We start from the raw sequence: 21,148 nt of genomic DNA, 5'->3' as shown, positions 1-21,148 counted from the left end.
CTCGTTCCGGATGGTTTCAGTCCCCGCCGTCTCTAGGTTGCTCCTTGTTCTACTCGGCGCAGCGTCAAGCATGATGATTGCCGCAGCACCCGCGCGATAGGGCAACCGCCTCGCGGGCTGCGCAACGGGCGGCGGCGCCGACCGCACGCTCACCCGCACCGCACCAAGTCCTTCACCGCCTGCCCGAGCGAGTTCGGCCCGCCGATCAGCGTCACCTTCGTCACCCCCTGCTGCGCCATGGCGTCGAGCGCCACGCCGGGTACGCAGTCCTGGCGCGACAGGTACACCGGCGCGTCCACGTGCCCGGCCCAGGCCGAGCCCGACAGCGCGTCGGGGAAGTTCAGCCCCGTCACGAGGAAGGCATGGTCGGTGCTCCCGAAGGCGTTCGCGTTGATGTTCGCCGAGGCCTCGAAGCGGTCCGCACCGCCGCGGCGCACCACCGATCCGAGCGACTTCAGCGACGCCTCGACTCCGGTCGAGACGGATGCCGGACCGCCCGCGATGGTGATCGACGTGGTCTTCAGGCTCGCGAACAGGGCGGCGGTCGGGCTGTCGACCGCTGACGCTCCCCCGTTCACCAGCACCACCGGGCCCCCGGCCGTCGCGGCGGCGGCCCCGGCACTCAGCGCGTCGGGGAAGTTGGCTCCCGTCGCCACGTAGGCCGCAGTGGCCCCGCCGGCGCCGAAGGCGTACTGGGCCACGTTCCGGGATGCCTCGTACCGGTCAGCCCCGCCGAGCCGCACCGTGTTGGCCTGCAGCGCCTTGAGCTGCGTGAACACCCCGGCCGAGACCGAGTTCACGCCGCCCACCACCACGATCTTCTGCGGTGCCAGCCGCTGGATCTCGGCCTTCACCTCGGGCAGCAGCGTGGTGTTGGGGGTGAGCAGAAGCGGGCCGCCCTCTTTCGCCGCCGCGGGGCCGGCGCTCAGCGCATCCGGATACCCCGCGCCCGTCACCACGTACACGACGGGTGCTCCCGAGGGGTAGGCCTGGCCCGACACGTTCACCGCGGCCGCGTAGCGGTCGGCGCCCGACACCCGCGTCGTGGTCGGCTTGCCGGCCGTGGGAGTGGTGACCGCCGCCGACTCCGTGGCCGGGCCCGTGCCCGCCGAGTTCACGGCGGCGACCGTCACCGTGTAGGCGGTGGCCGGGCGCAGTCCCGTGATCGTGGCGCTGGTGCCCGACACCGTCACGACGGCACCGGCCACGACCGAGCCGCCCGACCGCACCGTCACCGCGTAGCCGCTGATCGCCGCGCCGCCGTTGCTCGCCGGCGCCGTCCAGGTGGCGGACAGCGTGGTGGCGCTCTCCGCCTTCACCGCCGGCACCCCCGTCGTGCCCGGCGGCACGACCACCGGCGTGGTGGCCGGGGTGGTGATCGCAGCGGATGCCGCCGAGAACGCCCCGAGGCCAACCGCGTTGTGCGCGGCCACAGTGAACGTGTAGGTGGTGGTGGGGGCCAGGCCCGACACCGTCGCACCCGTGCCCGAGACGGTCACCGCGAGGCCCGTCACCTCGGTGGAACCCTTGAACGTCTTCACCGTGTAACCGTCGACGGCCGAGCCGCCGTCGCTCGCGGGCGCCGTCCAGCTCAGGGTGGCGGCGGTCGGCGAGGTGGCCGAGGCCGTCGGCTTTCCTGGCGCCCCGGGAACGGTGGCCACCGGTCCGGTGGCGGGGGTGGTGAAGGGTGCGGTGGTGGCCGCTCCGGTGCCCGCCACGTTCTTCGCCGACACCGAGACCACGTAGGCGGTCTTCTCCGCGAGGCCAGAGATGGTCGCGCTCAGTCCGGAGACCGAGACCACGGCTCCCGCCACCGGGGTTCCGCCCTTGGTCACCGTCACGTCGTAGCCGGTCACCGCGGATCCGCCGTCGTCGGCCGGAGCGCTCCAGGTCACCGCCGCCGAGGTGGAGGTGGGCGTGGAGACGGCGAGCGCGCCCACGGCTCCCGGCTTCGCGACCGCCGAGGTGGTGATGCTCGCCTTCGGCGAGGCCTTCCCGGTGCCCACCGCATTCGTCGCCGCCACGGTGACGCCGTAGACCGTGCTGGGCAGCAGGCCGCTGATGCTCAGGCTCGTCACATTGCCGATCTGCACGGTGCGCACGGGTGCCGACTGGCCGGGGGCGTACACGTTCACGGTGTAGCCCGAGATGGCCGCGCCGCCGTCGGCGGGGGCCTTCCAGGTGGCGGTGAACCCGCTGGCGGTGGCCTTCGACAGGGTCGGTTTGGCGGGGGTGGAAGGCACCGTCGCCGGTACCGTGACGGTGAGCGTCGCCGCCGTCGAGGTGAGCGTGGTGCTCCCCTGCTTGAACACCGCGCGGTACTTCGTGCCCGAGAGCTCCACGTCGGGGGCTCCCAGGTAGAGCGTGGTGTCGGTTGCTCCGCTGATCGTGGTCCACGACCCGCCTGCGGTCTGCTTCTGCCAGCGCACGGTGGGCAGCGGGGTTCCGGCGGCGTAGGCCGTGAACGACACGTCGGTTCCGCTCTGCACGCTGACGGATGCGGGCTGAGCGGTGATCGCGAACGCGTTCACCAGCGTCTGCTCCGGCTGGCGGGCCATCTCGCCCTCGGCCAGCGCGGGCAGCGACACCGACGCATCCGTCTGGCTTCCGGTCACCACGCGAACGGTCGTCGCGTCCTGAAGCGTGGCGGCGCCGCCCGACCAGGTGGTGCGGTGGTTCCAGTCGAAGTAGTACACCGCGTAGTCGCCGGCCGGAACCGGGGGCGTCGCGAAGACGCCGTTCTGGTCGGCGCTGGTGGTGATGCCCAGCAGGGTTCCCTGCGCGGCGGCCGAGAAGATCGCCTCGGCACCGGTGGCCGCCGGGGCGACGCCGGCCTTGCGGGCGAGACCCACCGAGGCGTACGGGATCGGGTTGCCGAACTCGTCGCGCACCGTTCCCACGATCGAACCGCCGAGGGTCATCCGGGCATCGATGCCGGTGGCACCCTCCAGCCCCACCTCGAGCGGGGTGGCCTGAGTCTCGGATGCGGCCCGGTCGTACCACTGGGTCACATACAGGCCGCCGTAGTTCTCGTACACGATCCGGTAGGTACCCGCGGGCACGCCGCGGAGGGCGTACTGGCCGGAGTACGAGCTGACGTAGTACACCCGGCCGCTGGCCACGTTGGTGGCCCGCACGCTCACGTTCGACAGCGGCGCGGAGTTGTTGGCGGCCACCGTGCTCCCCGAGATGGTGACGCCCTTGTTCAGGGCGACCAGCACATCCGTCAACCCCGCCTCGGGCACGTCGACCGACACGCTCGCCGGGGAGTAGTCGCCGTTCGTGACCTCGGAGGTGATCGTGTACCGGCCAGGCGCGTCGACGCCCTGCGTGAAGCGGCCGTCGTTGTCGGTGTAGGTGTACACGCTTCGGGCACTGGTGACGATCGACAGCCTCTGGTTCGGCACGGGAGCACCGCTGACCGCGTCGATCACGCGCCCGGTGATGGGGATGCCGTCCAGCAGCGCCGCGTCGATGTCGGTGAGGTCGGTCTCGCTGGATTCGATCACGAGCGGGGTGGCGGTCTGCTCGTCGGCCGCCTCCCACCACTGGGTGCGGTACGGCGTCGCGTAGTCGTTGGGGGTGAAGCGCACGAAGTAGGTTCCGGGGTCGAGTTCGGAGAAGCGGTACCGGCCGCCGCTGGTGTAGGCCTGCTCCACCCAGCTCATGCCCCATTCGTTCTGCTGGAAGAGGGTGACATAGGCGGCCACGGGCTGGCCGCTCGTCTCCGACGTCACGAAACCGCCGATGAAGCCGCCTTCTGGCGCGATGACGATGTCGATTCCGGAGGCGCTCGATCCGGCCGCCACCGCGATCGGGGTGGCGTCTTCGAACCGCGCGGCATCCCAGTACCGTCGCCCGAAGTCGCTCACGAAGGCGCTCGCGATGTACGAGCCGGCGGGCAGCGCGGTGCTCTTCCAGCTCACTGCGGAGGAGCCGAAGCCAGAGATCTGCACGTCTTGAACCCAGGAGTTGTTCTGGTCGTAGATCGACACGGTGCCGCCGAAGGGCCGGTCGGCCAGCGCCACCGACACGCTGCCGGAGATGTTGCCGCCCGCGGTCATCACCAGGTCCGCATCCTCGTAGCGGGTGCTGACGGAGACGTCGATCACCGTCGCATCCTCCTTGGTACCCGACGGCGAGAACCACGAGCCGACGAGCGAGTCGGTGGCGCGCGCGGCGACCACGTAGTTGTTCGCGGAGAGTCCCTCGAACCGGTACGAGCCGTCGCTGGCGGTCGTCGTGCTCCACGCGGGGAGGAAGAGGTCGTCGGCCGTGTAGAGGTCCACCGTGATGCCCGCCACGGGCTTGGCGGCGGTGTCCTTGACCACACCCGAGACGGCTCCGCCGAGCGCGGCGAAGTTCGCGGTGGCGGTGGCGCCGACGGCGACGGTGATGGGCGTCGCGCCGTCGAGAGTGAACGCACCGTCGAAGTACTGGGTCGCCCGGTCCTCGACGGAGTACTGGAGGCGGTAGGTTCCGGCCGGAGCGATCAGCTCGTACGACAGGTCACCGTTGTAGGGAGAGTTGGTGGCGGTGGCCACCGCTGTTCCGGCGGCGTCGAGGGCCGTGATGGTGGCCGTGCGGAGGGTCGGAGCGGTGCTGGGCACCGTACCGACGATCCGCGCCACGTCGAGCACGGCGTCGATGCCCGTGATCGTCTGCGGGGCCCCCGTCTTCACGGTGATGACCTTCGCGGTGTCGCGGGTGGATGCGCCGTCGTAGTACTCCGAGAACGACCGGTAGACGAAGCGCACCGCGTAGTCCCCGGGCGGGACGGTGGGGAACGAGTAGGAGCCGTCGGCGGCCACACCGGTCGACTCACCGTATTGTTGGCCGGCCGGAAGGAGCTCGACGTAGAGACTGCGGTTCGCGTCTGGCCAGGGAAGCGTCACTTTTCCGCTGATCGACGACACCCGGGGCAGCACCGCATCGATGCCGGTCACGGTCGCCGGCACCCCTTGAGTGAAGGTGATGGGGGTGGCGGCGGCGAACGTCGCCGCGTTGTTCCAGTACACGAAGGCGGCGCTGCCGCGGGCGAACTTCACCACGACGCGGTCTCCGCTCGGTACCCGCGCCAGGTAGGTGCCGTCGGCAGCGGTGCGGGCCGAGCCCAGGTACTGCTGGTTCGCGGCATCCTGAATCGTCACGTCGACACCCGCCACCACGGCCCCGAGGTCGTCGGTGACGGTGCCGGTGATCACGTGGTCGGCATAGCGCATGACGGCGTCGATGCCGGTGGCGGGGGTGCCGTAGGCGAGGGTGACGGTGCGGGACTCGGCTTGGGTGGCCGCTTGGTCGAAGTACTGGGTCAGCATCCCGTCGCCCTGGAACGAGACGATGTAGTCGCCCGGGTTGGTGGCGAAGGCGTAGGTGGATGACTCACCCGGCGTCAACCGCACGCTGCCGCCGGAGTAGCTGGGCGAACCGATGCGGGTGAGCGACACCTGCATGTAGGTCGGTTCGGAGAGCTCGGCCGGGGGCGTGATCGTGCCGGTGACGACGGCGCCCGGGTTGAGCGCGATGTCGATGGTGGTGTCGGCGCTGCGCTCTGCGCATCCCGCCTGGTAGGTGCGCCAGCCCTTGGCCGCGTTGTCGGAGACGACGCAGCCGTAGGCGCCCGCCGCAACCACGAGGCGGTAGCGCCCGTCGGTGCCGGTGACGGCCTTCACGTCGGGACTCGTCCCGTCCGACGCACGCCAGACGACGTCGACGGATGGCAGGGGCGACGTGGTGGCCGAATCGGTCACCACCCCCGAGATCGTGATGGTGGTACCGGCGGCCTCGGCCGGCTGCGCGGGCCCGGTGGCGACGACGGCGAGCGACACGGCGGTCGCCGCAGCCAGCACCCCCGCCACGACAGAACGGAAACGGCGCGAGGCCGACCACAGATGAGTTCGTCGAGCCACAGCGACCAGTCCCCCAGGTTCACGGGCCGCCCCCACGGCCACCCGATCCTGATGCTAGGGCGTCACGAGCTCGCCGAACAAGGCGAACGGGCGGATCGCCCCGAACGGGGGGCGCTGCCCGCGTCAGATCTGGTCGGGCAGCCCCGCGCGGCGCAGGTAGGCCGCCCGGTCGGTGTTCCGCGGCAGCGGACGTGTGGCGACGTCGTCGGGGCGGCGAGCCGCATCGGTCCCACCCGCGACGGCACCGGAGCGCTCGGTGTCGGCCGACGAGTCCTCATCGCGGAACAGCTCGTTCAGTTCGGAGACGCCGTCGTCCGACCCGGTGCCCGCGTTCTGCCGGGCCGGTTCTCCCGGCTGGGTCCAGCCCCGCGAACGCGCGAACCCGAACGGGCTCCCCGCCCCCCGCGGCTTCGCGGGAACACGCGGCCCGGCGACGTCGCGCGAGCGCGGGGCCTCCAGAACGTCGGTGGCCCCCGTGCCGTCAGCGGCCCCGGCTACCCCGTTCTCTGCCTGCTCCGACGAACCCTCCGACGCCTCGAGATCCCGCTCCCACTCCTCCATCCGCGACGCCGCCCGCGCCCCGGCGTACGACCCCCACACCTCGAGCGCCCGCGAGATCACGGCCTCCTGCTGCTCCAGCACGGCTTGATTCACCCGTTTGCCGAACTCCAGCTGCCGCTCGGCCCGGTCTTCGGCCACCGACACCTGCACGCCGGCCTCCACCTCGATGGCACGGGCCCGCTCCGACGCCCAGATCGCCCCACCCGACACCTCGCCGTCCTCGCGAACGTCGACGAGCCGGTCGTACGCGGTCGGCCCGCCCAGGTTCGCGAGCACCTTCACGATCACCGGCAGCAGCTCGATGCACACGAACAGCGCCGCGATCATGATGTGCGCCACGTTGAGCAGCGCGTTCGCCTCCCCGAGCCGGAACAGCGCTGACAGCCGCGACAGCAGCCCCGCACTGTTGTCCACCGCGCTCGAGTAGGCCGCCTGCTCCTGGTCGCGCTGCGACTGCGCGGTCGCGAGCGTGGCCTTGTCCGACTCCAGCTGCGCCTTGGCGGCGTCGAGCCGGCTCTGAGCGGATGAGGCCAGGTTCGACGAGGCGGCCGTCTCCGCAGCCTGCTCGGCCGCCTTGGCCGCGTCGAGCCGGGCCTGGGCCGCATCCAGAGCCGCCTGTTTCGAGGCCGTCACCGGCCCGTCGCCGCGCACGCCGGTGCCGCCGCTGCCGTCGATCTCGGCCAGATAGGCCGCCTGGGCCGCGTCGTAGGCCTGCTGCGCGGCAGCGGTGGCGGCCACGGCGGCGGCGTAGTTCGGGTCGGAGGAGAGGTCGGTCTGCAGCCCCTTGTCGACGATGGCCTGGTTCGCGGCGATCGACGCTTCGAGCGTGGGAATGGCGGCGAATCTCGGGTCGGCCGCCATCCGCTCTTCGAACGCCGCCTTGTCCTCGGCCTGCATCACCTGGATCTCGGAGTTGATCTCGGCCGAGAAGATCTGCAGCGTCAGCGGGGTGGAGATCACGGTGCCGATGATGAGCGCCAGCGCCACGCGCGGCAGGGCGAGCGCGATGTTGCGCCACACGCCCTTCTGCTTGGCCATACCGATGATCAGCAGCCGGTCGAGGTTCAGGATGATGGCACCCCAGAACACGCCCACGAGCACGGCCACCGCGATGGGGGCGCCGAGCGCCATCTTCAGCGCGAACGCCGCCGACACCGCCGAGAGAAAGGCCGTGCTCAGGATGACGCCGCCCATGGCGACGAACCGTGCGCGGTCGCCGGGCGCATCCTGCAGCACGTCGAGGCGGGCGCCGCCCAGCCACGCCATGCCGTTCGACACGGGGTTCGAGTTGTAGCGACGAGCCATTCAGCGGCGACCTTTCGGGGAGGTGACGTCGGTCAGAACCCCGGATGCGCGCACAGCGCCCCCGACACGTCCAGACACGAGGTGCGAAGCTACCGCACCCGCATCTGTGTTCCCTGGCACGCGCCTGAGGCCGGGGTTGGATCACGCCGCAATGTATAGTTATAGCTATACAAGGAGCGTGAATGTCAGACTTGATCCGATCCACGAGAGCGCGTCTCGGGCTGTCGATCTACGATCTCGCGAATCGTCTGGGCGTCACGGCCGGGGCGGTTTCGCAGCTCGAGCGGTCGGAGCGGGTGGGAACGATCAAGCTGTCCTCCCTCGAGCGAGCACTCGCCGTTCTGGGCGAACGACTCGACGCCTCGACGGTACCGATGACGATGGCCGACCGGCACCTGATGAGCGCCAGGACCGCTGCAGAAGCCATCGGCGCCGAGCTCGAGGCGGCGGACACCTCCGCGGCATTGAGACTCACAACACAAGCCATCGACCATTTTCGACAGGCTCGAACCGAGAACGAGATCGCAGATTTCCTCAAGAAGCCGGCCGAGATCCTCGACAGCCGATGGGACACCCTGCTCGCGACAGCCGTCGCTTGGGAGGCCGAAAACCGCGGCATCGCTCCCCCACATTGGACGAAGAAACCGCGGCTCGAGGGCGAATGGGTTCCCGGCCCTGACGCCGACTACTCAGATGAGTACCTCGCACATCTCAAAGTCACAGCAGAGCCTGCCTTCCTGAACAAGGGAATCATCATGCGCGCTCGCGACCTGACCTCGGCATGACGGAGTCGCGGCTCTTCACGAGCGATGAACTACGCGCACTCCTCGATGAACTCGGGGAACGCATCCAGCGTCGTGGGGAATCGGTGGACGCCTACCTCGTCGGAGGAACCGCGATGGCGATCGGACTCGGGTCACGCCGCGCGACCGAGGACGTGGACGGGTGGTTCAAACCATTCGCAGTGGTCGAACGCGAGGCCGCCGAGATGGCTCGGGAGCGTGGACTCCCCGACGGCTGGATCAACCAGCGCGCGTTCGCGTTCATGAGCTTCGAGATCGACGACACCGATGCGCGTTCCATCGAGATCGGCGGCCTGCACGTGCGCATCGCGTCACCGCGGTTCTTACTGGCGATGAAGATGGCGGCAGGGCGATTGAAGGATCACGATGACATCGTCGCGCTCATCCGCCACCTGGAAATCGTCGACCCGGACGAGATCGTGGAGCTCACGTTCGAGGTCTTCGGCGACAACGGCGTCACCCTCACCGACAGCCGCGCGAGCGTTCGGCTGCAGGCAGAAGAGATGATCAGGCTCGCACGCTGACGGCGTGCTGCCTCGTTCGACCGTTGCCAAGTGGGAATCTTTGACACCCGCCTCTAGTTGACACGTCAATAGAGCACGGGAATCCGTGACACGACAGGCACAAGGAGCACCCCCATGACCGCTGGTTCGATCGAATTCGGACTGAACTCGTTCGGCGACGTCCCCACCGACGGCGGCCGCACCCTCTCCGACCCGGAGACCGTGCGACTGCTCGTTCAGGAGGCGAAGCTCGCCGAGCAGGTGGGCCTGGACGTGTTCAGCCTCGGCGAGCACTACCGCGAGGGCTTCGTCGACTCGGCCACCCCGGTGCTGCTGGCCGGTATCGCCACGGCGACCGAGCGCATCCGTCTGGGCACCGCCGTGACCGTTCTCAGCACCAACGACCCGGTGCGCCTCTACAACGAGTTCTCCACGCTCGACGCGCTCTCGAACGGCCGCGCGCAGCTGGTGCTCGGCCGCGCATCCCAGACCCAGTCGTTCCCCCTGTTCGGCTACAAGCTCGAAGACTACGAGCAGCTCTTCGAGGAGAAGCTCGAGCTGTTCATGAAGCTGCAGCGCGAGACGCCCACCACCTGGGAGGGCACGGTGCGGGCGCCGCTGGTGAACCAGACACTGCACCCCACCATGCGGCCGGGCGGCATCCCCACCTGGATCGGCGTGGGCGGCAGCCCCGAGTCGGTCATCCGGGCCGCCCGCTACGGCCTGCCCCTCATGCTCGCCATCATCGGCGGCCAGCCCGAGCGCTTCGCCGGTCATGTCGACCTCTACTTCCGGGCACTGAAGCAGTTCGGTCAGCCGGTGCAACCGGTGGGCCAGCACGCACTGGGCCTCATCGCCGACACCGACGAGGAGGCTGCCGAGACCTGGTGGAACTCGTGGCAGCCGATGGTCACGCAGATGGGCCGCGAGCGCGGTTTCTACCCACCCACCCGCGAGCGCTACGACCTCGAGCTCGCCACGGGCGCGCTGTTCGTGGGGTCGCCCGAGACGGTGGCCCAGAAGATCGTGCGCATGACGAGCGAGCTGCAGATCAGCCGGTTCGACCTGAAGTACGACATCGGCGGGCTGTCGGTGGATGCGCGCGCCCGTACGATCGAGTTGTTCGGCACGCGGGTCGCGCCGCGCGTGCGGGAGCTGCTCGCGCAGCAGGCCCAGACCGAGCAGCGCACCGGGCAGCGCACCGAGCAGGAGCCGCTGCCGCAGCAGCAGAAGGAGACCCCGAATGTCTGACCAAGCGACCCTCCCCACCATCGGCATCCTCGGCGCCGGCAAGGTGGGCACCGTGCTCGGCCGCCTCTTCCTCGCCGCCGGTTACCGCGTGCTCATCGCGGGCTCGGGCAGCCCCTCGAAGATCGCGCTCATCATCGACGTGCTCGTGCCGGGCGCCACCACCGGCACGGCTGCGGAGGTCGCGCGCGACGCCGACGTCGTCATCCTCGCCCTCCCCCTCGGCAAGTACCGCAGCATCCCGGTCGACGAGCTCGAGGGCAAGCTCGTCATCGACGCCATGAACTACTGGTGGGAGGTCGACGGCATCCGCGACGACCTCAACGACCCCCGCGTCTCGACGAGCGAGCTCGTGCAGTCGTTCCTGCCCACCTCGCGCGTGGTGAAGGCCTTCAACCACATGGGCTACCACGACCTCGACGAGGGCCCTCGGCCGGCGGATGCGCCCGGCCGCCGCGCCATCGGCATCGCGGGCGACGACGAGCTCGACCTCGCCGACGTGGCCACCCTGGTGAACGCCTCGGGCTTCGACCCGGTGCGCGTGGGCACCCTGCGCGAGAGCATCAACCTCGAGCCGGGCAGCGCGCTCTTCGGCGCCAACTTCGACGCCGCGGGCGTTCGGGATGCGGCGGCAGCCTTCCCGAGCACCGAACGCGGACAGGCGGTGACGTCGGCGCGCGCCGCGGCGGACGTTTCGCAGCCGTAGACCCGCTGCCTGAGGCGCTCACCTCGTCTCAGCTCGAGGGCTTGTCGTCTCGTCCACGTGACGACGTGATGTCGCCCAGGAACTCCTCGAACGACGGGAACATCCGCTCTCGCGACACCCGTTCCGCCTCGACGCCGATGCGCAGCACGTCGCGCAGCGGCAGCGCATCCGCGTCGAGGTCGGCCTTCAACCGGGCCATCCGCTCGAACGGCGACGGCGACGGCGGGGCCGACCCGGAGCCCGACCCCGCATCTCCCCCACTCACCGGCGCCAGCGAGATCCCCATGGCGGCCTCCAACGGAGCCAGATCGGGCACCACCCCCAACGACGACGGCACCTCGGGCGCCGCCACCGCGATCCGCGCGGGCGACGGCACGGGCAGCACCCGCACCACCTCCGTCACCGCCCCCACCGACCCGTGCGCGTTCGACGCCCGCACCCCGATGCGCCCGCTCTGCCGCGCCGTGAACCGCTCCAGCACCACCCGTCCGCCCACCTCGCGCCGGATGTCGGCCCGCCCCGGCATCTCGATCACGAGCTCCTGGGCGCCGTCGACCTCCACCTCGAGCCGAACCTCATCCCCCTCGGCCACCAGCGCCGGGCTCACCGAGACCCGCCGAAGAACGGGCGCCGACAGGTTCGCCATCAGCACCCCGCGCAGGTACGCGTACCAGTCGGATGCGCTCGGCCGGCCCGCCGCATCCTCCCCGAGAGCGGCCCGCATCATCCGCTGCCCGGTCTCGTCGAGCACCGCGTCCACCCGCGAGGCGTCGCGGCTCCGCTCGAGCCCGTCGCCCGCCGGCGCGAGCACCCGCAGAATCAGCAGTCCCAGCTTGTACCGGTCGGTCTCCACCGTCTGCACCGACGGTTCGCGCGACATCGAGACCTCCGGATGCCCGTCCCCCTCGTCCGCCACGTCGAACGTCGACGGCACCGCCCACCCCGCGCTGTTGCGCTGCACGGTTCCCTCACCGGCGAACGCGGCCCCGTCGCATCCCACCACGAACGCCTCGGCGACAGCGCCCATGCCTGCACCGGTGCCGCCGTCGCCCACGCCGCCGTCGCCCACGCTGCCGTCGTAGCCCCCGACTCCGAACAGCACCGACCGCTCCGACAGATCCCCGAACACCACTCCCCGCCGATGCACCAGCTCGAGCAGCAGACACACCCGCGCCAGCACGGTCACCCGCGCCACCGCGTCGCGCTCGCCCACGGCCACAGCCCCGGCCCGCCGCGCCCGTTTCGGCGCGACGACGAGCCACTTCGCATTCTGGGTCACCTTGCCCGAGCCGGGCTCATCCGCCGGCAGGTAATAGAAGGGATGCGCGGCCAACGGCACGAGGCACCCCACGACCTCGCCGTCGTCCCCCTCCACCACGGCCAGCGGCCAGGCGGCCACGCTGTCGAGCAGCGCCCGCTCGCGCGCCTCGAGCCCCCACCGCAGGGCGACGAGCCGCGACAGGATGGCCGGGTCCCAGTGCGGCGTGCTGCGATCACGGGCCCGCACGAACGCGAGCCCGCCCTGGTGCCCGGGCACGGTGAACGCGTCGAGCCGGTGCACCTCGGTGGCCGCCCCGCTGCCGATCAGCGCCCGCGAGCCGAGGTCGGCCTCCCGCACGCGGATGCCCGCGGCCCGCGACACCCGCTGCTCCTGCTCCACACCATCTGACACGAGGAGCGAAGCTACCCCATCCGCATCCGTGTTCCCTGGAGCGAGTTCGGGCCTTCGACGATCGACGCCCCGTCGGCGCCGCATGGCCCGCACAGTATCGGATGTTCAGCGGTGCTTCGGCAGGTGATGTCCCGGCTTCGGAACGGGAATGGAAAGGGTAGCGACGTCAACCGGCTGCTGATCTTCGAACATCGCGGGCTTCCACTTCGCGGGCCGGGAGTGAGTTGCAGTTGGCCCGTCAACCACATCGGGTAACTGAGCTTCGCGGAGTCGTTGCTGCCCGATCACGAAGGAACTGGGCATGAGCTTGAGCAGCTCTTCCGACTTTCTCTTGGGCGGGAAGAACGCGATGGAGAAGAGATCGGGCCTTTGAGACTGGATGAGCTTGATCGCCGGTACCAAGTCACTATCGGCGCTGACGATGTAGAGGTTCTCCGCTTCGCCGGCAAGTGCGTCGGCAACCAGAGCGACGGCGATGTTCACGTCGGTCTCTTTCTCCTCGTACGACCGCCACGTCGCGCCGCAGGTTCTGCAGACCATGTCTTTTCGTTGATATCGACCGCGGATGACCTCGATTCTGCCTGGATAGGCCGCTTCAAGGGCGGAGATGTATTCGGCGTGACGCCCCTGAGCGTCCGGCTCATCAATGAGTGCGGAAGTGAAGTACTTCACTCGGATCAGTTCGGTCGTCGGCCGCAACCGTTCCAGCAGGCGAACCAGGTCGAGCCAGAGATACCGGTGGCGGTACGCGTCGTGGATCCCGTTGTACAAGTTGAATCCGTCGACGTAGGCGATCGCACTTTGTGCCATTGACATGGCCCCCTTCGAATACCCCCGCGGTGCCCGCAATGGTAGTGTCTTGACCACACCCCGCGTAGGTTCCTAACAGACTTGCGTTTGACGGCCCCGCAAGGGGCCGTCGTTGTTTAATAGGCTCCCTGATGGCCGGGCCGTTTAGAACAGCCAGGTGGAAGCGCCTCGGACAGTGATGTCTCGCCGTGCGCCTCGCGTGGTGCCCAGGTACCACCCGGAGGCCGACGGCTCTCCCCCGCCCGGCGGACACCGCTCACTCCCCCGCCGGATCCGCCCCGCGCCCCCGCTCGCGAGGATGGGAGTACCGCTTCACCCGGGCGGCTCAGCTCGACCCGAACGGCAATCGTGAACAAACCCGCCAAGATCACCCTCATCTCTGCAGCCGCTCTCGTCGGCGCCCTCACGCTCGGCCTGGTCGCCACGACCACCGTGAACGCCGTCGCCACCGCCTCAGAGGCCGACGAACTCCAGCCCTACGGCCAGCTCGTGCCGGTGGATGGCAAGAACCTGAACGTGGTGCTGAGCCAGGATGCGCCCGCCTCGGCAGAGACAATCGTTCTGCTGCCCGGCCTCGGCACCGCCTCGCCCGGCCTCGACTTCGCGCCGCTCGTACGCGAGCTCGACGACGAGTTCCGCGTGGTCGTGGTGGAGCCGTTCGGCTACGGACTGAGCGATCAGACCGACGCACCCCGCACATCCGCTGCCATCGCCGGCGAGGTGCACGAGGCCCTGCAGGTTCTGGGCATCGACCGGTACGTGCTGGCGGGCCACTCGATCGCGGGCATCTACGGCCTCGAGTACCTCAGCCGCTACCGCGACGAGGTCACGGCGTTCGTGGGCATCGACACCAGTGTTCCGGGCCAGCCCGGCAGCGACGAACCGACCTCGGTGGAGGGCATGGATGCCCTGAAGCAGCTCGGCATCCTGCGCCTGCTCTCGGCGCTCGCGCCCGGCGCGTATGACGGCCTGCCGGCCTACGACGACGCGGCCCGGCGCCAGCTGGCCATCCTGAGCAACCGCAACACGATGACCCCGACCCTCATGGACGAAGTGACCCGCACCCCGGCGAACTTCGCCGCGTCGCACTCGCAGACGTTCCCGCGCGACCTCCCCGTGCTGCTGTTCGTAGTGGCCGACGACCCCGAGGTGCCGGGCTGGGTGAAGCTGCACGAGGCCCAGCTCACCCAGGTCGACCGCGGCGAGCTCGTGCCGCTCGAGGGCGGGCACTACCTGCACCACACGAAGTCCGCGGAGATCGCGGCGGCGATGACGGAGTTCCTGGGCTCGGGCCAGGCAGCTGAATAATTGTCAGCACTGAGCTAGCGTGTCAGTCGGGGGATGAACGAGGTCGTCGGTTCTGACGGCTGCCGTCAACCGACCGGAGAATCTGATGCCCCCACTTCTGACCGCGCGCCAGCTCTTCGTCATGGGCGTGGTGCTGACCACCATCGGCTCAGCCCTGGCGCTCGTCACCGACGGATGGCTGGCCCTGCTCTTCGAGTCGGCCGACTTCCCGCACGCGGTCGCCGGCAGCATCGCCATTCTCGTCCGCGAGATCACGATGACGTTGGGGCTCGTGCTGGTGGGCGTGTCGTTCCTGGCTCGCCGACTCGAGGACGGTTCTCCCTCATCGGGTGACTCGCGCAGCTGACCCGCAGCCCACCAACGGTGCGAGACTGCGTCCATGGATATCGAGCAGTGGTGGCCGAGGCTGAGCGCCCAGACGCGCGAGTGGCTGACAGCGCACAACGGCGAGGTGGTTCCGGCGGCATTGGTGAGCGAGATCACCGAGGCGGGTGGCGGTTCAGCCGCCGGCGCGTGGTGGGTCGGAGAGTCCGATTCCGACGGGATCGCCCTGTCCGATGCGGCGATCGACTGGATCGAGGAGACCGCGAACGGCGAGCACTGACCGCCTCAGAGCCACACCGTCGCCAGCCACACCGCCACTCCCGCAAGAATGGCCAGCACGACGTTCATCCACACCTTCTCGCCGCGCCGAAGGTGCACGACAGCCGCACCCACCTGCACGAGCACGAGCCCGACAGCCGCCGCGAGGGCGAGCCACGGCAGGATCCCGACAAGCGGCGGAACGATGAGCCCGATCGCCCCGAGCACTTCGAGGCCACCGATGACCCGCACGGCACCGAGAGGCATGTCGTCGACCCACCCCATCATGGGCCGGAGCGCCTCCCTCGACCGCGCCACCTTCATCCCGCCCGAGTACACGTAGAACACGGCCAGCAGCCCGGCGACGATCCAGTAGGCGATCAGCATGGCGAACCTCTTCCTTTGGTTACGATCAGTAAGCATCGCAAGCATGGGCGAGATCGATGGGCCTTACAAAAGGCACACGCGTGTAACGAAGGGGCGAGCGGATGTCGGACTACGAGAAGGTCTGCCTGATCCGAGGTGACCAGGGCCGCGCCATCCGGGCACTGCTCGACCGTGTCGCCGACAAGTGGACCCTGCTCGTGATCGCCACCCTGCACGACAACCGCCTCCGTTTCACCGACCTGCAGCGGAGCGTGCCGGGCATCTCGCAACGGATGCTGTCCCGCACGCTCCGCCATCTCGCGGATGACGGTCTCGTGACCCGCACGTCGTTCCCCGAGGTGCCGCCCCGGGTGGAGTACGAGCTGACGCCGAGGGCGAGGACCCTGCTACCGCACGCGATCGCGCTTGCGGACTGGGCGGTGGAGAACATCGACTCCGCCTCGGCCGAGCCGGGCGAAGAGGATCACGCCCGGCGCAGTCGCCCGATCGCGGAAGGCGAGTAGCGTGACCACCATGACAAGCAGAGCCGGGCGCACGGCGCTCATCATCGTCGGTGTCGTCGCCCTGCTGGTCGGAGCCCTCTTCGCGGGCCAGGGCGCGAACCTCATCCCCGGAAGCTCCATGACGGGCGACCGCACCTGGCTCTACATCGGCCTCGCCCTCGCGGTCGTCGGCGCGGTGCTCCTCGTGGTGGGACTCCGGCGTCGCAAAGACGGCCGCTGAACCGCATCGATCGCCTCTCCCGCACGGGATCCTCATAGTCGTCGTAACGCAGACCCTCGAGGTACGGCGCGACGTAGAGTGTCGGCCATGGATGAGGCGCCGTTTGTCTACGCCACGGATGTGGTTCGAGTGTTTCCGGATTACGCCGGCTCCGTGATCTGGTTCAGCGAGCCGCTCCCCTACCCCGAGACACGACTGATGCCGGATCTGATCGCGCTGCTCCAAGACTGGGAGGGGCAGTACTACGCCGCTCTCGACGACGACCTCCACTGGCGTGCCTCGGTGTCCCTGCAGGACTTCAGCACTCGTGGACTCGAACTCGCTCGCGCGGTCTCTGTTGAGCTCGACCCCCGCTTAGCCGTCGAGTACCGCTCTTTCGAAGACCCGAAAGCTATCGCTCGGCTTCGCAGCGAGCACCCGGCCACGAACCCCGCGGCGGAGGCAGCGTTCCTCGACCGCGCCGACCGAGCCCGAGCCGAGTGGGCGGAGACCCGTGCCAGCCAGGCGGCACGTCCCGACATTACGCCCGGGTGGTATGCGCGAAGCCCGCGCTCCGGCGCGATCTTTCGACCGCGCTAACGCTGGCGTAGGTCTTCCACACGCCATCGTTTGTGCAGACGATGATCGTCGCTGCAAGACGGCGGCCATCAGAACGGTCAGAGGTTCCAGGTCTCCATCATTACGCGCAGCATGGCAAGCGGCATGCAGTTCCGTCGACTCGACCTGTTCCCACGCGAGGCGCAGCCCGCGCTCGGTCAGCAGTTGGGTGAAGAGCTCACGCTGGGTTCGGCCGTTCCCTTCGCAAAACGGATGCGCAAGTTCCGCTAATAGTAAATGTAGGCCAGCCTGCCGGCGATTTCGGATGCCGAAGGTCATCGGGCGGAGTGTCACCAACCTCATGGCCCAATACACCTAGCCCCAGAGCCCGCGACTCTCGAACCCGCACTATCGTCCGTGCGGGCCCTACCGCTGCATGACGACGTCTATCCCCTGGCCTCGATGAGAGCAACGATCTGCGTCGACTGCGATGGTTCGATCACCCAGATCCGCGTCCTCGACTCGCCGACTGCCAGCCTGGTGGCGCTGCAAGACTGGGCCATCGACACCGACAGCCAACGGCTCGTCCAGAACGGCAACTAGTTCGCGATCGGGCCCCGCCAGCACGTCGAAGATATCGCCGCCCTAGCCGAGGTCCCACTGCCACCGATGCAGTCCGTGCCGGTTCCACCCAAGGGCTACCAGCCGGACCCGCTCGACGAATGCGCTCAGTTCGTGAGCAGCACTGCCTACACGTAGTCGACGGATTTGTCGATGTTCGACTCCGACAGAGCCGCCTTCGAAAAGGTTCTCCCAGGCGTCACGGCCGAAGTCGAGTCGATGCTCCGGAAGCCAGGTTCAGCCGAACTCCGAGGGCTGGCTCCGGATGATCTGGCCTTCGAATCCGAGTTCTCACGTCTGGGCCCAGACGTGAAGTCGTTCTGCCGCAACTCCTCGACAGCCGACCCCAACTGAACGGACCGCTAATGCCCCCACGCCTCACAGCCCGCCAGATCTTCATCACGTGCATCGTTCTCGCAGCGATTGGAGCCGCTCTGGCCTTGGTCGCCGACGGATGGTTGACGGCGATCTTCCAATCGGCCGATGTCCCTCCCGCAATAGCCGGCTCCATCGCAATCATTGTCCGAGAGATCTGCATGACCCTCGGGTTGGCTTTGATCGGTGTCTCACTCCTGGCCCGAATTGTGGAATCGGCCGCCCAAGGCAACGAGAGCAGTAGCTGAAAGTCACGAGCTCGTCCCGCGCTTCGGACGACAACCCGAGGGCCACGTCTCCCATACCGAGATCACGAAACGCGATGTCGATCGTCGCGGGGGATTCCGCGGGCCTCGCAGAGCCCGACCTCAGGAGCGAGGCGCTGGCAGTCCTCGGCGGCAAGCGGACGACGGAGGCGATCGGCCCGACGCGGCACCGGCGTGGGGTTCGGAGAATGGCCGCTTAGAGCGGACAAGCCCCACCTAGTCGGACCACCTCGGCTGACCCATTTCAGATCCGGTCGCCGTTCCCAATGAAATCCACATACGTGGCGACCATGTCGTGGAGCTACACCTATCTCTTCTGCACCGAAGACCGACGTGAAAATCGCCGTTGCAACTGAGTTCGAGGCCGCATTGACCTCGCCGATAAGCTCGTTCAAACAGTCAAGTAGTCGGGGGCACCATGGGTAATTTGGGGAAGTACCAGCTGATGACTACCGTGGCCAAGCGGGTCGGCGGACCAGTGATGCTGGGTCTCATGACTGCTATCGGCGGGTATGTCGGGCTTCGATCGGCGGAAGCCGGTGGAAGGATGATCTTCAAGAGAACTAGAACCGCTGCCAAAATGAGCAGTACAGCCTGCCCTCAGAAGGGCTTGAGCTTTGAAGTGGCCGAGCAAGGTGAGGCCGGTGGCGGACTTACCCTTCGGCCTGGTGATCAGTACACCGTGCTCGAGGGAGACGGAGATTCAATCTTAATTGAGGTTTCAGGCAACCCGAGCAACCCGTATTTTGTGTCGGGCGCGCTCCTTGAGTCGATATCTGACTTCGTCTCAGATCAGGCGGTCTGAGGCGCACAAACCTCGCCCATCCGATCAGCCAACTAGAGAGTCACTAGTCGGAGTCGCTAGAGCGGCGCTAGAAGAAGCGGAGAGCATGCAATCCCGAATCAATGCCGAGTCCCGCCACTCGACGCAACTCGTTTGGATGCGATGAAACAAGCGATCGCCACCTCACGCAATCGAAGTCCTTCGGTTTCTGGATCTGTCTCCGCGTGATTGTGGACTCAGAAGCACCTAGACCTGGCGGATGTCTCATCGCCCTGCTTTCCAATCCGCCTAGTGGAACTTCGGGTCAGCGAACACTTTCCCGGGTCGAAATGGCGAGAGAGGATCTTGGGTTTCGTACTTGCATCAGCGTCAATTTGTTCAGCCTTGCCAGCTATCGGACTGGCGAAATCTCCCAACTCGGAATTGATCCTGCGCCCTGGCAAGCAGCTAGGGAAGAGATAGGTACCGCACTGGACTGCGGCGATGCTGTTCTACTTGCATACGGTTGTTCAGAGCCCAGCGGGGCCGCCCGAAAACACTTCCAAGAGCAAGTAAAATGGGTAGGCAGCGAGATTCTCCGCCGCCATTTGCCAACCTGGGTCGTTGGAGGGCGAACTATGCACCCGTCTCGTTGGAATCGGCATACGTTCGCGGCTAATCCAGCAGTCCCCTTCAGAGACGCACTCAGACGCGCCTACGTCAGATTGGACGCACCTTTGGTGGAAGAACCATTGAGCTGATCAGCTCGTAGCTGAGCTCAATCCACGAGCGCGAATGTATGGTCGATCATCCGACGTGCCGCATATATCGAGCGGACCGCCATCGCGAACTTAGATCGGCTCGGTCACATCACCGTGGGTACGTCCACAATTGGTGATGCTGGAGTCTGGCCCACCTTGTACATTCCTGGCAAGACGGCGGGTAGTCCCTCGCTGATTAGGTAAATAGCGTGCCGCTGCTGAACGTAAGTCACGTACGGAGTCAATAGTCTCCCCAATCGATACTTTGAGACGGTCGACCAGGAAAAGGTCTTTAGGGTGCCGAAGTCGAATTTATAAGCCTTGCCGTCGTGAAGTACATCGATCGTCGCCGAACGCGTTTCTTTGTTTCGTTTACTGCGAAGCCCGCCGGGTTTCTGAGTGTCGAGCACGTTCTCCGGGAGACCCCGAATCAGGTGTAGCCGCACTTCGGCTCTGGTTCGCCCGCGGATTGTGTAACAGGCCGGTGTAATGTTCATCCAGATCGCACCATCCGGATCACTCTTCCGCCACTTTCCGAAGAAATCCCCCGGCATGATCGTCGACCTGTAGAGGCGTTTCTCCGGCAACACGCTCCGACCGTGAATGACCTTTCGCTGCGCCTCACTGTTGTCCCCAAGCGTCGCGCTAGCGAGCAACGCGTCGTCGAATGCGACCGGATCTACTCGATGTTGAAGGTTTCCAAACAGGGAATTGACAATGTCGTATCCAGGGTCCGTACCGTCTTCCCGCGCGGCCTCCAAAATGTACACGAGCCAGTCCGTCCCAAGGACGTCCAAGTCGATAAACATGCGATTCTTGGCAGCTTGGTACTGCTGCTCCCAGACTCGAAAGGTGGAGAGGATGGGATCTTTCGCGACGAGGAGCTCGAGCTTCGGCAGTAGGTCATCGTCATCCTTCTGAAGGATACGCACTCGGCGACCGAGGCTGTCCACCGGGAATCCCTCAACTGCCCTCAGCACTTTCTCTATCTGATTTGGTTCATCAGCACTCACGATAAACACCGGACAGAAATAGCGCTCCAACAGGCTGACTAGAAAGTCGATCAGCTCACCCCTTTGAGCGTCCGCGGCCATGTCGGGGATATGTACGTCCTCAATACGGCCTTCAGGTTCGGACAAGTTCCAGTCCAAGACGACGAGTGAGAGCCCATCCCAGTGGTCGAGGTGTTTGCTCGGAGGCACTTCCTTATACGCCGCGACAGGTCGCCCTTGAAATCGCAGCGCTTCGTAGAAGGCTTTCGCGTGTGTCTGGTCCGTCGCGTAGTCGTCGTCCACGAACACTACTGAA

20 protein-coding genes are annotated in these 21,148 nt (G+C 67.5%); 14 read left to right on the top strand and 6 right to left on the bottom strand.

The window, feature by feature from the left end; genetic code table 11:
- Positions 1-149: 149 nt before the first annotated feature.
- Together ACEXOR_RS15260 and ACEXOR_RS15255 are read right to left on the bottom strand one after the other, a co-directional pair.
- Positions 150-5,858, bottom strand: coding sequence for a fibronectin type III domain-containing protein (locus ACEXOR_RS15260; protein WP_374850572.1), 5,709 nt, complete (start codon positions 5,856-5,858; stop codon positions 150-152).
- Positions 5,859-6,032: 174 nt separating this feature from the next.
- Positions 6,033-7,775 (bottom strand): DUF4407 domain-containing protein, encoded by a 1,743-nt coding sequence (locus tag ACEXOR_RS15255; protein ID WP_374850571.1) that lies wholly within the window; start codon positions 7,773-7,775, stop codon positions 6,033-6,035.
- A gap of 182 nt (positions 7,776-7,957) precedes the next feature.
- Between ACEXOR_RS15255 and ACEXOR_RS15250 the strand changes: the two genes are divergently transcribed.
- The 4 genes from ACEXOR_RS15250 to ACEXOR_RS15235 all read left to right on the top strand — a co-directional run bounded on the left by ACEXOR_RS15250 (position 7,958) and on the right by ACEXOR_RS15235 (position 11,035).
- On the top strand, positions 7,958-8,560 hold the full coding sequence (locus ACEXOR_RS15250) for a helix-turn-helix domain-containing protein (RefSeq protein WP_374850570.1): 603 nt from the start codon (positions 7,958-7,960) through the stop codon (positions 8,558-8,560).
- On the top strand, positions 8,557-9,102 hold the full coding sequence (locus tag ACEXOR_RS15245; protein ID WP_374850569.1) for a DUF6036 family nucleotidyltransferase: 546 nt from the start codon (positions 8,557-8,559) through the stop codon (positions 9,100-9,102). Before ACEXOR_RS15250 ends, ACEXOR_RS15245 begins: the two co-directional genes overlap by 4 nt.
- Positions 9,103-9,216: 114 nt before the next feature.
- Positions 9,217-10,332 carry an LLM class flavin-dependent oxidoreductase gene (locus tag ACEXOR_RS15240; protein WP_374850568.1) on the top strand — a complete coding sequence of 372 codons (1,116 nt, stop codon included), beginning with the start codon at positions 9,217-9,219 and terminating at the stop codon, positions 10,330-10,332.
- Positions 10,325-11,035: an NADPH-dependent F420 reductase gene (locus ACEXOR_RS15235; RefSeq protein WP_374850566.1), complete on the top strand. Its 711-nt coding sequence runs from the start codon at positions 10,325-10,327 to the stop codon at positions 11,033-11,035. The genes ACEXOR_RS15240 and ACEXOR_RS15235 overlap by 8 nt, the downstream gene beginning before the upstream one ends.
- Positions 11,036-11,063: 28 nt before the next feature.
- On the opposite strand, the gene ACEXOR_RS15230 is transcribed toward ACEXOR_RS15235, so the two are convergent.
- Positions 11,064-12,707, bottom strand: a complete 1,644-nt coding sequence (locus tag ACEXOR_RS15230) for a hypothetical protein (protein WP_374850565.1) — start codon at positions 12,705-12,707, stop codon at positions 11,064-11,066.
- A gap of 105 nt (positions 12,708-12,812) precedes the next feature.
- On the bottom strand, positions 12,813-13,523 hold the full coding sequence (locus ACEXOR_RS15225; protein WP_374850564.1) for an NYN domain-containing protein: 711 nt from the start codon (positions 13,521-13,523) through the stop codon (positions 12,813-12,815).
- Between the two features lie 342 nt (positions 13,524-13,865).
- Between ACEXOR_RS15225 and ACEXOR_RS15220 the strand changes: the two genes are divergently transcribed.
- The 3 genes from ACEXOR_RS15220 to ACEXOR_RS15210 all read left to right on the top strand — a co-directional run bounded on the left by ACEXOR_RS15220 (position 13,866) and on the right by ACEXOR_RS15210 (position 15,429).
- Entirely contained in the window at positions 13,866-14,825 is a 960-nt protein-coding gene (locus tag ACEXOR_RS15220) for an alpha/beta fold hydrolase (protein WP_374850563.1), read from the top strand.
- An 85-nt stretch (positions 14,826-14,910) separates the two neighbouring features.
- Positions 14,911-15,171 carry a hypothetical protein gene (locus tag ACEXOR_RS15215; RefSeq protein ID WP_374850562.1) on the top strand — a complete coding sequence of 87 codons (261 nt, stop codon included), beginning with the start codon at positions 14,911-14,913 and terminating at the stop codon, positions 15,169-15,171.
- A gap of 33 nt (positions 15,172-15,204) precedes the next feature.
- Positions 15,205-15,429: a hypothetical protein gene (locus ACEXOR_RS15210; protein ID WP_374850560.1), complete on the top strand. Its 225-nt coding sequence runs from the start codon at positions 15,205-15,207 to the stop codon at positions 15,427-15,429.
- Between the two features lie 5 nt (positions 15,430-15,434).
- Here the strand turns inward: ACEXOR_RS15210 and ACEXOR_RS15205 are convergent, their stop codons facing one another.
- Positions 15,435-15,794 (bottom strand): DoxX family protein, encoded by a 360-nt coding sequence (locus ACEXOR_RS15205; protein WP_374850559.1) that lies wholly within the window; start codon positions 15,792-15,794, stop codon positions 15,435-15,437.
- 101 nt (positions 15,795-15,895) lie between these two features.
- Here ACEXOR_RS15205 and ACEXOR_RS15200 point away from each other — a divergent pair, with 101 nt between their 5' ends.
- The 7 genes from ACEXOR_RS15200 (at position 15,896) to ACEXOR_RS15170 (ending at position 19,121) form a co-directional block, all read left to right on the top strand.
- Positions 15,896-16,297 carry a winged helix-turn-helix transcriptional regulator gene (locus ACEXOR_RS15200; protein WP_374850558.1) on the top strand — a complete coding sequence of 134 codons (402 nt, stop codon included), beginning with the start codon at positions 15,896-15,898 and terminating at the stop codon, positions 16,295-16,297.
- Between the two features lie 10 nt (positions 16,298-16,307).
- A complete protein-coding gene (locus ACEXOR_RS15195; RefSeq protein ID WP_374850557.1) occupies positions 16,308-16,517 on the top strand; it encodes a hypothetical protein in 210 nt (69 codons plus the stop codon).
- 87 nt (positions 16,518-16,604) lie between these two features.
- Entirely contained in the window at positions 16,605-17,096 is a 492-nt protein-coding gene (locus ACEXOR_RS15190; protein ID WP_374850555.1) for an immunity protein CdiI family protein, read from the top strand.
- Positions 17,097-17,219: 123 nt separating this feature from the next.
- The gene (locus ACEXOR_RS15185) at positions 17,220-17,345 is read left to right on the top strand and encodes a hypothetical protein (protein WP_374850554.1); all 126 of its coding nucleotides are present in this window, start codon (positions 17,220-17,222) and stop codon (positions 17,343-17,345) included.
- Positions 17,346-17,516: 171 nt separating this feature from the next.
- Positions 17,517-17,657 carry a hypothetical protein gene (locus ACEXOR_RS15180; protein WP_374850553.1) on the top strand — a complete coding sequence of 47 codons (141 nt, stop codon included), beginning with the start codon at positions 17,517-17,519 and terminating at the stop codon, positions 17,655-17,657.
- A gap of 171 nt (positions 17,658-17,828) precedes the next feature.
- Positions 17,829-18,029, top strand: coding sequence for a hypothetical protein (locus tag ACEXOR_RS15175; RefSeq protein ID WP_374850552.1), 201 nt, complete (start codon positions 17,829-17,831; stop codon positions 18,027-18,029).
- Between the two features lie 732 nt (positions 18,030-18,761).
- Positions 18,762-19,121 (top strand): hypothetical protein, encoded by a 360-nt coding sequence (locus ACEXOR_RS15170; RefSeq protein ID WP_374850550.1) that lies wholly within the window; start codon positions 18,762-18,764, stop codon positions 19,119-19,121.
- An 823-nt stretch (positions 19,122-19,944) separates the two neighbouring features.
- On the opposite strand, the gene ACEXOR_RS15165 is transcribed toward ACEXOR_RS15170, so the two are convergent.
- Positions 19,945-21,135: a hypothetical protein gene (locus ACEXOR_RS15165; RefSeq protein WP_374850549.1), complete on the bottom strand. Its 1,191-nt coding sequence runs from the start codon at positions 21,133-21,135 to the stop codon at positions 19,945-19,947.
- Positions 21,136-21,148 lie beyond the last annotated feature (13 nt).

The sequence above is a fragment of the Herbiconiux liangxiaofengii genome (genome assembly GCF_041927335.1).
Lineage (GTDB): Bacteria > Actinomycetota > Actinomycetes > Actinomycetales > Microbacteriaceae > Herbiconiux > Herbiconiux liangxiaofengii.
This window is presented reverse-complemented; position numbering and strand designations above follow the sequence as displayed.